The following is a 14629-nucleotide window of genomic DNA, read 5'->3' as shown; positions in this document are numbered from 1 at the left end:
TCAACGTTTAAAGTCAACGCGCTCACTTTCATGCAAATAAACATGGGTTTCTGCCAGCAGGGTCTCAGCCACGACACATTCACCGCGAACAAAGTAACGCACCGGTACCTGACAGCACAGTGCATCAAACCCGCTTTCGGCGGGCAGAATAACCAGACTGGCGCGATGGCTGGCCTGAATACCATAGTCTTTCAGCTGTAATTGTACGGGCGCTGTTGGTGGTGATCAGTTTTATTCCTTCATCCAGTTGCCCATATCCCATTAGCTGACAAACATGCAACCCCATATGCAGTACCTGCAACATATTTGCGGCGCCTGAGGGATACCAAGGGTCGAAGACGTCATCGTGACCAAAGCAAACATTGATATCCGCCTCCAGAAGCTCGTTAACTCGCGTAATACCCCGGCGCTTAGGATAACTATCAAAACATCCCTGCAAATGGATATTAACCAGAGGATTAGCAACGAAGTTAATGCCTGGCAGTTTCAGCAGACGAAACAGCCGCGATGTATAAGCGCCATTGTAAGAGTGCATTGTGGTGGTATGGCTGGCGGTCATGTGCTGCCCCATTTTTTCTTTCAGGGCCAGCGCGGTGACAGTCTCCAGAAAGCGTGATTGCTCATCGTCAATTTCATCACAGTGGACACCCACCATACGCTAGTACTTCTGCGCCAGCGCAAACGCTTTGTGCAGAGACTCCACGCCGTATTCACGGGTGAACTCAAAATGCGGAATGGCACCAATGGCATCGGCATCGAGTTTCAGCGCCTCCTCCCGTAACGTTTCTCCATCCGGGTAAGAGAGAATGCTCTCCTGGGGAAAAACCACAATCTGAATATCCACCCAGGGTGACATTTCTTTTTTTCACTTCCAGCATCGCTTTCAGTGCGGTCAGCGTCGGATCGGAAACATCCACATGGATGCGAACATGCTGTATCCCATTGGCTATCTGCCACTTCAGCGTCTGGCGGGCGCTTTTACGTCATCATGACTTAATAACGCTTTACGTTCTGCCCAGCTTTCGATTCCCTCAAACAGCGTACCGGATTCGTTCCAGGCAGATTCGCCCGCAGTTTGCGTGGTATCAAGATGGATATGCGGCTCAATAAAGGGGGAAAGGCCAGGCCACCTTACGCATCCAGTGCATCTTCTGTGGGCGCATTTTGTGGCTGCGGAGAAATTGACGCGATAGTGCCATCGTGTATGGCTATCTGCCAGAATCCCTCACGCCACGGCAAACGAACGTGATTAATCCATTTCAAATTAATGGCCTGCATACAAAAGCTCCTCAACGTCAGTGACATTGGTTAAAACATACCACCGATTTCCGGCACTGCACGTAAGATTAACCAGATAGCAATGTCACTGTGCCGTTATTGTCTCTGTGGTGGCACAATTCTTATCTATACTGATTTTTACAGCATACGAAAGGAAACTTGTATAAATCGCCTGTGGGCTTCGCTTTTATTGGACAGTGTAAGTTACTTCAGTTATGCCGCATCACCAGACTATTCAGTTCTGCAGGGGCGCTGGCAGGTGCAGGCTGTACATATTAACAGCGACGGCATTCAGGCTGTGGTCGAGAACGATCCTCAGTACATGGGTGCCGAAGTTACCTTTTCATCGGATAACATTATCTGGACAAAAGGGACAAAAGATCGGGCCATCGATAACTGTACTGGTAAGCCCCGCCTGACGCCCGCTGATAAAAACGATCCGCAGATAAGCTATCAGGTTGCAGGTGGGTTTAACGTCGTCTGCGATAAGCAGCCGTGGGAACCGGGCGCGGTAGTGACGGTACCGGAGAACGGAACCATAACGCTTTACTGGTATGACGGGGCAATTTTATCAATGAACAAAATCGGATAACCAGAAGCACCAGGGGACACTTCTGGTTATCTGTATCGCTATGGCTGGGCGACAAATCCAACGGCTGAATAAACCTTTTTCACGGTTTCCTGAGCCTGAGCGCGGGCTTTTGCCGCCCCATCGCGCATGACCTGCTGAAGAAACGCTTCATCGCTACGATAGCTATGATAACGCGCCTGAAGCTCAGTCAGCATCCCGGAAACGGCTTCAGCAACCGCACCTTTTAAATGGCCATACATCTGGCCTTCAAACTGTTTCTCCAGGGCTGGGATACTCTGCCCTGTCACGCCAGACAGAATATCCAGCAGGTTCGACACGCCTGCTTTCTCCTTGATGTCGTAGCGCACCATCGGCGGCTCATCGCCATCGGTCATGGCACGTTTGATCTTTTTCACCACGGATTTGGGGTCTTCCAGCAGGCCGATAACGTTATTGCGATTGTCGTCCGACTTGGACATCTTTTTGGTTGGCTCCAGTAGTGACATCACACGCGCACCGGATTTGGGAATAAAAGGCTCGGGGATGTTAAACACGTCACCATAAAGCGCATTGAAGCGTGATGCCACATCCCGGCTCAGTTCCAGATGCTGCTTCTGATCTTCGCCAACCGGTACCTGCGTGGTCTGATACAGCAGAATATCGGCCGCCATCAGCACCGGATAGTCAAACAGGCCGGCGTTGATGTTCTCTTCATAACGCGCCGATTTGTCCTTGAATTGCGTCATGCGGCTGAGTTCGCCAAAGTAGGTGTAGCAGTTAAGGATCCAACTTAACTGGGAATGCTCGGGCACATGTGACTGGACGAAGATGGTACTCTTCTCAGGATCGATACCGCAGGCAAGATAAAGTGCCAGCGTATCCAGCGTTGCCTTGCGCAGTGCTGCCGGGTCCTGACGCACGGTGATAGCGTGCAAATCAACAATGCAGTAAATGCAGTCGTAATCATCCTGCATGCTGACCCACTGACGCAGCGCACCCATATAGTTACCGATAGTCAGTTCGCCGGAAGGCTGTGCGCCGCTAAATACGATGGGTTTACTCATGAGTGGTATCCTGGTGATGACAGCCCGATGGCGGGCAGGAGATCGTTAAAATGGTCAAGTACAAGGTTCGGGTGGCTGCTGGCAACAGGCTCGCCATAATTGTAGCCATAGGTCATTCCTGTGCAGGGACAGCCCGCTGCCTGAGCGGCCAGAATATCATTGCGTGAATCGCCAACAAATAATAACTCTGCCGGTAACAGGCCGAAGGTCCCTAAAACCAAGAAAATCGGTGCCGGATGAGGTTTTTTCATCACCACATCGTCACCGCCCAAAACCAGCGAAAAGTAATCGCTAATACCTGATGAAATGAGCAGCGGTTGTATAAATGCCGTTGGCTTGTTGGTAACAATCGCCATCGGGATGCCGCTGGCCGCCATGGCAGCGAGGTTTTCTTTCACCGCCGGAAACAGCCTGCTGCCCGTTTTGACCGTCACGGCGTAATGCTTATCGAACAACGTACATGCTTCAGCGTGAAGGTCGCCTGTTGGCTTATGTCCCAATGCCCAGTTCAGGGCGCGCTCGATCATAATATCGGCACCGTTGCCGATCCAGGTTGACACGCGTGCCACGCCCGCTGCCGGTAAATGTAATGTCGTTAACGTGGCATCTATCGCGTCGGCCAGGCCGGGCGCACTGTCAACCAGGGTGCCATCCAGATCAAAAGCGACCCCGCGGATCTCAGTGAAATGAGCCATGACGCGATTTCTCCAGTTCGTTGCGCATGTCATCGATCACTTTTTTATAATCGCTTTGACCAAAGATGGCCGATCCTGCAACAAATATGTCCGCGCCTGCAGCAGCGATTTCAGCAATGTTATCCACTTTGACACCGCCATCCACTTCAAGGCGAATATCGTAGCCACTGCTATCGATAAGCTGGCGAGCCTGACGAAGTTTGTCCAGCGTAGCGGGAATGAAAGACTGACCGCCAAAACCGGGATTAACCGACATCAGCAGGATTACATCGATCTTATCCATCACGTAATCCAGATAATGAAGCGGGGTCGCGGGGTTAAACACCAGGCCTGCTTTACATCCGTGTTCTTTGATCAATTGCAGCGAACGGTCAACGTGCTCAGAAGCTTCGGGGTGAAAAGTAATATAGCTGGCGCCGGCTTTGGCAAAATCAGGAATCAACCGGTCAACCGGCCTGGCCATCAGATGAACGTCAATGGGAGCCGTAATACCATAATCACGCAGCGCTTTCAGTACCATTGGCCCCATTGTCAGGTTAGGCACGTAATGATTATCCATCACGTCAAAATGCACCACGTCCCCCCCCGCTGCCAACACTTTAGCAGTGTCTTCCCCCAGGCGAGCAAAATCCGCAGATAAAATTGATGGGGCGAGTAAAAACTGTTTCATCCATTTCTCCCAGTTTGGTACGCCTGATGCCAGGCAGGTCGTGCAATTAATGTTCAGCCACCGTCGAACAGCGCCAGCAGCTCCTGAACCTGAGTGCGTCCACTGCCATTTCGGCTAATTGAACGCCGGGCTTTGATCTGATGTAGCTGACGTGCCGCCTGATACCATTCACGGGTTAGCGGCGTGTCATGGTTAGAGATCAGTACAGGAATACAGCTCTCACGCGCCAGTTTTTCTGCCAGCTCGGCCAGATGTTGCTGCTGCCTTAAGCTGAAACTGTTGGTGTGATAAGCGGTAAAATTCGCCGTCGTCGACAGCGGCGCATAGGGGGGATCACAATAAATCACCGCCCCCTGTTGTGCTCTGTTAAAGCTGGCATCGTACGATTCGCAGACAAAGGTTGCATTCTGTGAACGTTCCGCAAACCAGTAAAGTTCTTCTTCAGGAAAATAAGGCTTATGGTAACGGCCAAAAGGCACATTGAATTCACCGCTCAGGTTGTAGCGACAAAGTCCGTTATAACAGTGGCGATTGAGATACAAAAACAGCACGGCACGACGAAAAAGGTCGCAGCACTGGTTGAACTCTTTGCGACGGGCATAATAAAAATCCGCGTCGTTATTCTCTTTAGTAAAGAGTTCACGGGCCGAAGCCACAAACTGATCTACATTGGTTTTGACAATCTCATAAAGATTGATCAAGTCACTGTTGATATCCGCCAGAATATAGCGCGGAAAACGCGTGTTAAGAAACACTGAACCCGCGCCGACAAAAGGCTCAATCAGGCAGTCGCCCTCAGGCAGGTAACGTTGGATATCATCAAGCAGCGGAAATTTTCCACCCGCCCATTTCAAAAAAGCGCGATTTTTTTTCATGCCGTCGTTTTAATACATTCTACTCTTCTGGCTGCGGTGACACCGACAGCATATCTGCGCTTTACATGGTCAGCCCCTCTTCCCTGGAAGCGTGACTTCATTCTGGCCGGATAAACCGGCCAGCGGTCACTGGGATGCTTCTTTCTTAACCTGGTTCAATGATCTCACCCAGGGATTTTGTGCCCTGACTTCTGCAGGCAAGGTTGTAACAGCATGTTCCGCTTCAGTTCGCGCAGCATAGGCGCCACTCACCAACACATACCAAGGCTGTCCATTGCGGGTGGTTTTATAGACGTGATAGCTGCTGAGGTTCTGTTTTTTTGCCCACGCATTAAGTGAATCAGCACGCGAGGCGCTACTCAATTGCAGCGTGTAATTGCCTCGCGGCGCAGTCGGTGTCGCGTCTGCTTCAGCGGCTGCATGCTGCTTTGTTTCTTTAGCAGGCTGGTGAGCAACGGTAGCAGGCTTGTGCGTGATGGCAGGTTTGATCTGATGCTGAGGCACGGCATGCACCGCCGCATGGCGAGGCTGGTTGGTCGCAGATTTAGCCACAGGCCTGGTCGCTGCAGCAGGGCGCGCGCCTGCGACCACCGTTGCCTGTGCAGTAGGAAGCGAACTGGCATTATCCTGAATGGTTTGCGCGGCATTATCAACCTGTCCCTGCTGGTTGGCCAGTGCGCCGTTTAAATCACCTGGCAGTTCAACACGCTGCTGGTTGGCAGGTGCCTGTACTGGTGCCGCCTCAGTAGGCATTGGCGAAACCGCTGGCGCACTGAGTTCTTGCGGCGAACTGGCAGCCTGCTGCGCACTCATTGAAGAGGAACCGGAAAGATCGATACTTTTATCGCTATTGCCTGTTGGCGCAACGGGCTGCGACGACGTCGGTGGTGAGGAAGATGGCGGTGCGGAGTGATTATTGCTGCCTGAACTGTTCAGTGCAGAACCGATGCCAATCACTAACAGTAACAAAACCAGAATACCAATACCCATCATCATATATTGTCGGGAGACAGGCACTTTCGGAGCAGAAGACGTCTTGCGCGATCGCTGCGGACGGCGATCGCTGGTATCAGGTTTCAACTCGTCTTCCGGTTTAAACTCGTCCATTCAACGTCCTCCAGTAGATCGGAAAGGCCACCCTACACCCTGTAGGCAGCTGTTACTCCATAAAATGAAAATCAGGCCTGAATGCACAGACGGCCTCAGGCCTGCTGGCAATCTTTGATGGCAGTAAGTACCGTATCATGCCCAACATCGCTACGCACTTCAGCTTTGCCGATAGCCTTTGGCAGAACAAGGCGCAGTTGACCTGCCAGAACTTTTTTATCACGCATCATGTGCGGCAGATAGGCTTCAGCAGGCATGCGTTCGGGGCCGTTTACGGGTAAACCTGCACGCTGCAACAGCGTAATAATTCGTTTTGTCTCTTCAACGCAAAACTGGCCAAGGCGCTCTGCTGTGCGTGCCGCCATGACCATACCGGCTGCTACAGCTTCACCATGCAGCCAGTTACCGTAACCCATGTGTGCTTCAATGGCATGGCCATAGGTGTGACCAAGATTCAGCAAAGCACGCAGCCCAGTTTCATGTTCGTCAGCGGCAACGACTTCGGCCTTGAGTTCACAGCATCGGCGTATGCAGTAGGCCATTGCTTTCCCGTCCGGCACCAGAAGCGCATCCAGATTGTTCTCAAGCCAGTTGAAAAACTCACCGTCCAGGATAATTCCGTACTTAATGACCTCTGCCAGACCGGAAGAAAGCTCCCGGCGAGGAAGTGTATTCAGACAATTCAGATCAATCACCACTGAGGCTGGCTGATAAAATGCCCCAATCATGTTTTTGCCAAGCGGATGGTTAACGGCCGTTTTACCGCCAACGGAGGAATCAACCTGAGACAACAACGTGGTGGGTACCTGAATAAAACGAACGCCGCGCTGATAGCTGGCAGCGGCAAATCCAGTCAGATCACCTATTACCCCGCCGCCGAGCGCAACCAATGTCGTATCACGACCATGCGATTTTTCCAGAAGCGCAGTAAAAACCTGATCCATCACTGTCAGCGTTTTATATTGCTCACCATCGGGCAGAATCACCTGGTCAACCTTTACACCTGCACTTTCCAGTTGCTTGCGTATAGCATCAAGGTAGAGCGGAGCAAGCGTCTGATTCGTAACCAGCATAGCCCTGTTGCCCGCCTTTAACGGCCCGAAAGAAGCGGGATCGCTAAACAGCCCAGCCGCGATGGTGATGGGGTAACTTCGCTCCCCCAAAGTGACAAAAACCTTCTCCATGAAGCATATCACCTTAATGACTTTGGCCCGCAGGCGAAGTGAGTCCTGATTTAGCTCTTCTCTAACATGTTAATGATCTGATTAGCGACCACTTTTGCACTTTGATCATCAGTGCGAATGGTCACATCAGCAATTTCTTCATAAAGCGGATTGCGTTCATCTGCCAACGCTTCCAGCACCTCACGAGGGGGGGACTCCACCTGCAGAAGCGGACGTTTCTTATCACGTTGCGTACGCGCCAGCTGCTTCTCGATAGTGGTTTCCAGGTAGACCACCACACCACGCGCAGAAAGGCGATTACGCGTTTCTCGGGATTTTACAGAACCACCGCCAGTAGCCAGTACGATACCCTGTTTTTCGGTCAGTTCATTGATGATTTTTTCTTCGCGATCGCGGAAGCCGTCTTCGCCTTCAACGTCGAACACCCAGCCCACATCCGCTCCGGTACGTCGCTCAATTTCTTGATCAGAATCGAAAAATTCCATATTGAGTTGTTGAGCTAACTGACGCCCAATAGTGCTTTTGCCGGCACCCATAGGCCCAACCAGAAAGATATTGCGTTTCTCTGCCATTTTTTTGGTATTACTAAGACAATTCGTTAATGATACCCCGTCCAACTGGACAGGACATGAACTGAAACCTCATGAGCGATAGTGCGAGAATCAGACGAAAATTATCTCAACACTGAAGGCATTTTGGCAACCGATTAAATTGACTCTGCCTGCCTCATGCGCCAGTGCGTTTCAGTCCGCTTCATTATCAGCCTGATGTCACTGCATCGACTACGCGGGTTGCGCATGATAAAAAACGGGTAAGTATACTCTTTGAGGCCAGACGCAGCCTCTAAAATCAAAATCGCTAAACCTTGTAAGCTAATTCCGCTCTTCCGTCAAACGCATATGGCCTCATTCGGCCAAAAAAGCCTGGGAAAGAGCAAATTTAGTCAGGAAACCCTCACTCATCACCGATTAGTCGAGGCGTAATGAAGATCACCAGTTCTCGCCGCTTATGTGCGGTTTTCGAATGACGGAACAGTGCACCAATCACTGGCAGGTTTCCCAGTAGCGGCACGTTGTTTTTACCCCGGGCGTTTTGTTGCTGAAAAATACCGCCCAGCGCCAGGGTCTGCCCATCTTTCACTGTGACCTGAGTCTGAATCTCCTGTTTGTCGATCGCAATGTACTCGCCTGTTCCACTACGTAAAGTGCTGCCGGGAAGATTCTGGCTGATATGGATTTTTAGCATTATCCGCCCGTTCGGTTGTATGACCGGTATTACCTCCATTCCCAACACGGCCTCTTTGAATTCGACCGATGTACTGCCGTTGCTCCCGCTGGAAACTTCATAAGGGATCTCGGTCCCCTGCTTGATGCTCGCTGTTTGCTGATGCGAGGTGAAAAGACGCGGACTGGCGATAATTTCCAGCTTGTTTTCCTGCTCCAAAGCACTCAGTTCGAGATTTAATAACCGTCCATCCAGCCTGGCGACAGATAAGCCTGTCGTCAACGCCGGACTACCTGCGGCCAGATTAACCTGCAGCTGGCTGGCGCGTAATGCACGATTGACCTGCTCATCAGCACTCATCGCCCAGTTTACCCCTAATTCACGCAGGCTATCTTCAGTTACGGTAACGATGTGTGAAGTCAGCTCAATCTGCTGTAGTGGCTGATCCAGTGCGGTGACCCAGCGCCGGGTTTCCTCCAGGGCTACCGCGGTATCACGCAGTAACAGGCTATTTGTTCGGCTGTCAACCGTAATGCTGCCGCGCGGCGTCATCAATTTTTCCCGTTCGGCCTTGAGGCTGGCGTTCACATTTTCTACATCGGCATAATGAAGCGTTAGCATAAGGGTATGTAAAGGCTGTGAGTCTTCTTCCCTTTTTTGGCGCAACGTTTCCTGATGAACTTTTTCCTGCTGCCAGCTTTCAGGGCGAACCAGCATAATGTTGTCCTGGCGCTCAATACTCAATTTGCCCATTTGGGCCACCAGATCGAGCGCCTGCACCCAGGGCACGTTATGCAGGCGGATTGATAACGACCCTTCCACCCCCGAAGCGACAACCAGGTTCAGCTGTTGGTAATCCGCCAGCGCCTGCAGAACCTGTGAGAGAGGAGCATCATCGAATGCCAAAGAGAACCCGGCAGGACTATTGCATAGCACCGGGAGAGGGAGTAGCAGGGTCAGAACTAATAAAATCCTTTTCGTTTGCATAAATATCCCGTCTTAACATCATTTTTAGCGGTGTTGTACACCCCGCACTGCGCATAACCGTGATGCCAAGTGCATCAAGCTGTGACAGTTGCCAGCGTGCATCCGGCTTTTGACCTTTTCCCCAAAGTTTTCCCTTACCCTGTGGCGAAACCAGCCATGCTCTGTAGTCGCCCGGCTGGCCAACAATGCCACGCAGCTGCCACAGGGGCGCGGCAGGTTGCACGTTCAGGCAGGAAATATCATGCGGCGGCAGGAAAGGATTTCTCTGCGCATAGCATTGTCCAGAAAGCATAAGCACCAGTGCCAGCAGGTAACGGTTGCTGCAGCTATAAATCATCATTAAGTACCAGCGATAACTTAACCAACAGGGCACCCTGCTTTTCTGTCAGAGTGAAACCTGACAGTACCATTCTTGCTGAAAGCCCACTTAAATATCCCAAAGCAGACAAAAATCCCTGCCACTGCATGCGCATCGTCACTTCGCCGCCCTGATTATTTGGTTGCCATGTTTCGATAGTGCCGCCTGAGTGCATAATCAGGGCAGCCAGAGACAAAGCCGTTTTTTCTGTCGGCAGCAAAGCGGTGTTCAGACGTGTAATTTCGGCCTCAAGCAATAGCAGCGGCGGCTGCAGTAACAGATCGCGTAACCCAACCTGCATACGTGCCGATTGTTTCTGTTGCAGGCTGTCCAACATCCGGGCCTTTTCCAGCGCAGGCCTTAAGCCACATAGCCATAAAGCCCCAAGCAGCAAAAGACTGCACAGTGAGAAAGTGAGAACACGTCCCCATAAAGGAAAATACAGCCAGTCAGTGAGCCAGTTACGATTCATTGCTTCTTCCGTTCTTTTCGGTTTCTTTTCCTGAAAAACTCCCCTTCCCAGGCTTCAATTCAGCCTGCAGGCTGAATTGGATTAACCCTCGCGGGTCACGGTTAAGTTTTCCTGTCCTGACTGCGCTAAATAGCGGCATCTGCAAGAGTTGCTGCCTGAGAGACTGAACGTCAGCCATCGACAGGCCAAATCCTGTGAGAGTTAAATGTTGCGGCGTTTTGTTCAGTTCACTCAACCACACCGTTTCCGGCAGCATTTTGGCAAGTTCAGTAGCAAAATCAGCCCAGCTGGCGATAAGCTGTTGCTGCTGCTGTCTTAAAGTCAGTTCCTGATCCAGAGATGCACGCTGTCGGGCTAGTCTCTTTATCTTGTCTTTCAGGGCATCCAGTTGCTGACCTGCTTCTTGCTGGCGTTGTATGACCTGTGCCAGTTGAACGTTAAGCTTTCCCCTGCCAGCAATCAGCAACACGGCAATAAGAAAAACCACCAACAAAATCAGCCCTGCCAGCGACCAGCGATACAATCGCGCCCGTAGTAATCGATCGCGCCAGGGCAAAAAATTAACCCAAACCATCAGGCATCCCCCGGGCGCAACGCCAGTCCTGCCGCAACGGAAAATGCACCCGGCATCATGGGCAATGGAGGTTGCTGGTGGGCAAGCACCCGGAAGGGATTTAACCATTGCGAATCTTCAGGCAGGCAGGTTGCCGTCATTGAGCTGTAGTGAAACGAAACCTGATCGGACAGATATTTCTGACGCAATATGCTGAAAACAGGTGCGTCTTCCAGTGAACACCATCCCCAGGACGGCTGTTGCTTAACGCAATACCACAGCCAATGGTCTTCCAGCCTGTGGATCAGTGCCGAACCCGGTGTCAGCAGCATATGCTTTGCCAGAGCGCACAGCGCGGCGGGCGTTAATTCCATTACCTGAGGGTAGAGGTCTGCTTCTTGCAACAAATCTGTCCAGCTTTTCAGGGCTTCACGCCGTGTTGCGGTGAGCCATAACTGATTATCATGTAGTTCTGGTTGACGATAATCCAGCGTCAACGTTTCGGGTTCAACAGGAAAAAAGCGTTTTGCCGCAGCAGAAATGTAGCTGGCACAACAGGGTTCCCGTAAATGCCGATCGGGCATATCAATCTTCCGTTGCAGCACCAACTGAGGCGGAAACCCAACACGCAACGAAATACGGGAAGGCAACTGCTTTCGCCATCGTTGCAATATTGTTTTAAGTACGCCGGATTGTTGCAGATGACCGTGTATCAACGTATCTTTCGGCAAAGCATGTTGCCACCAGTGTCGTAATTGCCACCCGCCGCGACGCCGAAGAATACCAAGGGCACACATTTGCCCATTCTGTATATCCAGGCCAACTTGCCATGTCTTAAATGCCATTTAATGCAATCTCCGTATTGTCAATGCCAAAAATTACCCGCTCCGAAATTCTCCGTATCAGAAATTGAGGTATCCAGGCGTCTGGCTTGCCTTTATACTACCGCGCGATTGTTTATAAACTGTCCAGGCCACTTAAGATGGAAAATATCAGGTGAAGTTCGTAAAGTATTTTTTGATCCTTGTACTGTGTTGCATTTTGCTGGGAGCAAGCTCTATCTATGGTCTTTATAAATACATAGAGCCGCAGCTGCCCGATGTCACCACACTGAAAGATGTGCGCTTACAGACGCCAATGCAGGTTTACAGTGCTGATAATGAGCTGATTGCGCAGTATGGCGAAAAGCGCCGTATTCCTCTGAAATTGCAGGAAATGCCGCCTGTACTGGTGAAAGCGTTCATTGCGACGGAAGACAGTCGTTTCTATGAACATCACGGCGTTGATCCCATTGGTATTTTCCGTGCCGCAAGCATTGCGATGGTTTCTGGCCATGCTTCGCAGGGTGCCAGTACGATCACACAACAGCTGGCCCGTAACTTCTTCCTCAGTCCTGAACGTACGCTGATGCGCAAAATCAAGGAGGCTTTCCTTGCTTTACGTATTGAGCAGATGATGAGTAAGGATGAGATCCTTGAGCTTTATCTGAATAAGATTTACCTCGGCTATCGCGCGTACGGCGTGGGTGCCGCTGCTCAAGTCTATTTCGGTAAAAGCGTTGACCAGCTCTCGCTGAGTGAAATGGCAATGATTGCCGGTCTTCCAAAGGCACCATCAACCTTTAACCCACTTTATTCTCCAGAACGGGCGTTGCAGCGCCGCAATGTTGTGCTGAGTCGTATGCTGGATCAGCATTACATTACCCAGGCGCAATATGATGAAGCCCGCAGTACGCCACTGGTCGCCAACTACCACGTTCCGGTTATCGCTTTCTCTGCCCCTTATCTGACCGAGATGGTGCGCCAGGAGATGGTCAAACGCTATGGTGATAATGCGTACAACGATGGTTATAAGGTCACCACGACAATTACCCGGAAATTACAGCTGGCCGCGCAAAAGTCTGTGCAGGACAATGTGATTAATTATGATATGCGTCATGGCTATCGTGGTCCGGCTAATGTCCTGTGGAAAGTCGACCAGCGTCCATGGGAACAAACAGAAATTCTGAAGTCACTGAAAGCGCTACCGGTTTATGGCCCGCTTTTTCCGTCGGTGATCACCGACATCACAGGCGAACGCGCGACCGCATTGATGCGCGATGGCAGCAGTGTGAGGTTAGGAATAGATGGTATGCGTTGGGCGCGTCCTTATAAATCAGACACCGTTCAAGGTCGTACGCCCGTCTCGGTAGCGGCAGTGGTTCAACCAGGCGAACAGGTTTGGGTACGTCAGGTTAATAATGAGTGGTGGCTGGGCCAGATACCGGATGTTAATTCGTCCCTGGTTTCTCTCGATCCCCACAATGGTGCCATCCTTGCGCTGGTTGGCGGGTTCGATTTTAATCAAAGTAAATTCAACCGTGCCACCCAGGCGCTACGCCAAGTTGGTTCGAATATCAAACCGTTTCTTTATACCGCAGCAATGGACCGTGGCCTGACGCTGGCCTCAATTCTCAATGATGTCCCCATCTCACGCTGGGATGCAGGCGCAGGCGCAGACTGGCGTCCAAAAAATTCGCCTCCCACCTATGACGGTCAAATTCGCCTGCGTCAGGGACTTGGCCAGTCTAAAAACGTGGTCATGGTTCGTGCCATGCGCGCTATGGGGGTCGATTATGCAGCGGAATACCTGCAACGTTTTGGTTTCCCGGCACAAAATATCGTTCATACCGAATCACTCGCGCTGGGCTCTGCCGCATTTACGCCATTACAGATTGTCCGTGGCTATGCGGTGATGGCCAACGGTGGCTTCCTGGTTGATCCCTGGTTTATCAGCAAAATTGAGAATCAACAGGGCATCACTGTCTTTGAAGAGAAGCCTAAAGTGGCCTGCCCGGAATGCAACCTGCCAGTAATTTATGGTGAAACTAAAAAAGCTGTCGCCATGAATGAAGACAGCGTGGAAAATCCATCGATATCCCAGGAAGGCAGGAATGTTGCCGTGCCTCAAGCTCAGTTAGAGCAGGTTAGCCGGCAACAGGATAGCCAGCAGCAATATGCTCCGCATGTCATTAACACCCCGCTCTCTTTCCTGATTAAGAGTGCGCTGAATTCGAACATTTTTGGTGAGCCGGGCTGGATGGGGACAGGTTGGCGTGCAAATCGTGATTTGAAACGCAACGATATTGGCGGAAAAACTGGCACCACCAACAACTCGAAAGATGCGTGGTTTTCAGGCTATGGCCCGGGAGTCGTTACGTCAGTCTGGATTGGTTTCGACGATCATCGCCGCGATTTAGGGCGTTCCACCGCATCCGGGGTGATTAAAGACCAGATTTCTGGCTATGAAGGCGGTGCAAAAAGTGCGCAGCCAGCCTGGGATGATTATATGAAAATCGCGCTGGATGGTGTGCCACTGCAGCCACTGACGCCGCCTGATGGCGTGGTCACCGTCACTATCGATCGTAGTACAGGTAAACTGGCTAATGGTGGTGGTAATACCCGGCAGGAATATTTTATTAACGGCACTCAGCCAACAGAATATTCCGTGCATAATGTTGGCACCACGTTAATGGATAACGGGCAGAGCCGCGAACTCTTCTGATCCTCACAGCCACCGTAAGAAACCACCGCCATACAAGGTGGCTTTGAT

Annotated in this window: 14 protein-coding genes and 1 pseudogene; 2 read left to right on the top strand and 13 right to left on the bottom strand. The window is 51.3% G+C overall.

The genetic code is table 11. The features are described 5' to 3' along the window. A pseudogene (locus LU633_RS02675) lies at positions 1–1278 on the bottom strand (cytosine deaminase). A gap of 190 nt (positions 1279–1468) precedes the next feature. On the opposite strand from LU633_RS02675, the gene LU633_RS02670 reads away from it, so the two are divergent. Beyond that, positions 1469–1870 carry a hypothetical protein gene (locus LU633_RS02670; RefSeq protein WP_232426834.1) on the top strand — a complete coding sequence of 134 codons (402 nt, stop codon included), beginning with the start codon at positions 1469–1471 and terminating at the stop codon, positions 1868–1870. Between the two features lie 38 nt (positions 1871–1908). Here LU633_RS02670 and trpS read toward each other — a convergent pair whose 3' ends face one another. The 12 genes from trpS to pilM form a co-directional block, all read right to left on the bottom strand. Then, positions 1909–2913, bottom strand: a complete 1005-nt coding sequence (gene trpS / locus LU633_RS02665; RefSeq protein ID WP_020322826.1) for a tryptophan--tRNA ligase — start codon at positions 2911–2913, stop codon at positions 1909–1911. After that, positions 2910–3608, bottom strand: a complete 699-nt coding sequence (locus tag LU633_RS02660) for a phosphoglycolate phosphatase (RefSeq protein WP_020322827.1) — start codon at positions 3606–3608, stop codon at positions 2910–2912. Before LU633_RS02660 ends, trpS begins: the two co-directional genes overlap by 4 nt. Beyond that, a complete protein-coding gene (gene rpe / locus LU633_RS02655) occupies positions 3592–4278 on the bottom strand; it encodes a ribulose-phosphate 3-epimerase (RefSeq protein WP_020322828.1) in 687 nt (228 codons plus the stop codon). Before rpe ends, LU633_RS02660 begins: the two co-directional genes overlap by 17 nt. Before the next feature lie 53 nt (positions 4279–4331). After that, entirely contained in the window at positions 4332–5153 is an 822-nt protein-coding gene (gene dam, locus LU633_RS02650) for an adenine-specific DNA-methyltransferase (protein WP_020322829.1), read from the bottom strand. A gap of 126 nt (positions 5154–5279) precedes the next feature. Continuing rightward, complete coding sequence (locus tag LU633_RS02645; RefSeq protein WP_020322833.1) at positions 5280–6260, bottom strand: SPOR domain-containing protein; 981 nt, start codon at positions 6258–6260, stop codon at positions 5280–5282. A gap of 95 nt (positions 6261–6355) precedes the next feature. Further along, positions 6356–7444: a 3-dehydroquinate synthase gene (gene aroB, locus LU633_RS02640; protein WP_020322834.1), complete on the bottom strand. Its 1089-nt coding sequence runs from the start codon at positions 7442–7444 to the stop codon at positions 6356–6358. Positions 7445–7494: 50 nt separating this feature from the next. Beyond that, positions 7495–8016, bottom strand: a complete 522-nt coding sequence (gene aroK, locus LU633_RS02635) for a shikimate kinase AroK (RefSeq protein ID WP_020322835.1) — start codon at positions 8014–8016, stop codon at positions 7495–7497. Between the two features lie 382 nt (positions 8017–8398). Then, the gene (hofQ, locus tag LU633_RS02630; protein WP_082103814.1) at positions 8399–9655 is read right to left on the bottom strand and encodes a DNA uptake porin HofQ; all 1257 of its coding nucleotides are present in this window, start codon (positions 9653–9655) and stop codon (positions 8399–8401) included. Beyond that, on the bottom strand, positions 9591–9995 hold the full coding sequence (locus LU633_RS02625; RefSeq protein ID WP_082103813.1) for a DNA utilization family protein: 405 nt from the start codon (positions 9993–9995) through the stop codon (positions 9591–9593). The genes hofQ and LU633_RS02625 overlap by 65 nt, the downstream gene beginning before the upstream one ends. Further along, positions 9982–10485, bottom strand: coding sequence for a HofO family protein (locus tag LU633_RS02620; RefSeq protein ID WP_020322838.1), 504 nt, complete (start codon positions 10483–10485; stop codon positions 9982–9984). The genes LU633_RS02625 and LU633_RS02620 overlap by 14 nt, the downstream gene beginning before the upstream one ends. Beyond that, positions 10475–11059, bottom strand: coding sequence for a PilN domain-containing protein (locus LU633_RS02615; protein WP_020322839.1), 585 nt, complete (start codon positions 11057–11059; stop codon positions 10475–10477). The genes LU633_RS02620 and LU633_RS02615 overlap by 11 nt, the downstream gene beginning before the upstream one ends. Then, on the bottom strand, positions 11059–11883 hold the full coding sequence (gene pilM / locus LU633_RS02610) for a type IV pilus biogenesis protein PilM (RefSeq protein WP_020322840.1): 825 nt from the start codon (positions 11881–11883) through the stop codon (positions 11059–11061). Before pilM ends, LU633_RS02615 begins: the two co-directional genes overlap by 1 nt. Before the next feature lie 151 nt (positions 11884–12034). Between pilM and mrcA the strand changes: the two genes are divergently transcribed. Beyond that, the gene (gene mrcA, locus LU633_RS02605) at positions 12035–14581 is read left to right on the top strand and encodes a peptidoglycan glycosyltransferase/peptidoglycan DD-transpeptidase MrcA (RefSeq protein WP_020322841.1); all 2547 of its coding nucleotides are present in this window, start codon (positions 12035–12037) and stop codon (positions 14579–14581) included. Positions 14582–14629 lie beyond the last annotated feature (48 nt).

The organism is Erwinia tracheiphila, from assembly GCF_021365465.1.
GTDB lineage: Bacteria > Pseudomonadota > Gammaproteobacteria > Enterobacterales > Enterobacteriaceae > Erwinia > Erwinia tracheiphila.
The sequence above is the reverse complement of the archived record's forward strand: the minus strand, read 5'-3'. Positions and strand labels throughout refer to the sequence as shown.

Bases quoted from the DNA above. Each gene is read 5' to 3' on its own strand.
- LU633_RS02615 (WP_020322839.1), bottom strand. From the start codon at position 11,059: ATGGTTTGGGTTAATTTTTTGCCCTGGCGCGATCGATTACTACGGGCG.
- LU633_RS02620 (WP_020322838.1), bottom strand. From the start codon at position 10,485: ATGAATCGTAACTGGCTCACTGACTGGCTGTATTTTCCTTTATGGGGA.
- dam (WP_020322829.1), bottom strand. From the start codon at position 5,153: ATGAAAAAAAATCGCGCTTTTTTGAAATGGGCGGGTGGAAAATTTCCG.
- aroK (WP_020322835.1), bottom strand. From the start codon at position 8,016: ATGGCAGAGAAACGCAATATCTTTCTGGTTGGGCCTATGGGTGCCGGC.
- aroB (WP_020322834.1), bottom strand. From the start codon at position 7,444: ATGGAGAAGGTTTTTGTCACTTTGGGGGAGCGAAGTTACCCCATCACC.
- LU633_RS02645 (WP_020322833.1), bottom strand. From the start codon at position 6,260: ATGGACGAGTTTAAACCGGAAGACGAGTTGAAACCTGATACCAGCGAT.
- LU633_RS02660 (WP_020322827.1), bottom strand. From the start codon at position 3,608: ATGGCTCATTTCACTGAGATCCGCGGGGTCGCTTTTGATCTGGATGGC.
- pilM (WP_020322840.1), bottom strand. From the start codon at position 11,883: ATGGCATTTAAGACATGGCAAGTTGGCCTGGATATACAGAATGGGCAA.
- trpS (WP_020322826.1), bottom strand. From the start codon at position 2,913: ATGAGTAAACCCATCGTATTTAGCGGCGCACAGCCTTCCGGCGAACTG.
- rpe (WP_020322828.1), bottom strand. From the start codon at position 4,278: ATGAAACAGTTTTTACTCGCCCCATCAATTTTATCTGCGGATTTTGCT.
- hofQ (WP_082103814.1), bottom strand. From the start codon at position 9,655: ATGCAAACGAAAAGGATTTTATTAGTTCTGACCCTGCTACTCCCTCTC.
- LU633_RS02625 (WP_082103813.1), bottom strand. From the start codon at position 9,995: ATGATGATTTATAGCTGCAGCAACCGTTACCTGCTGGCACTGGTGCTT.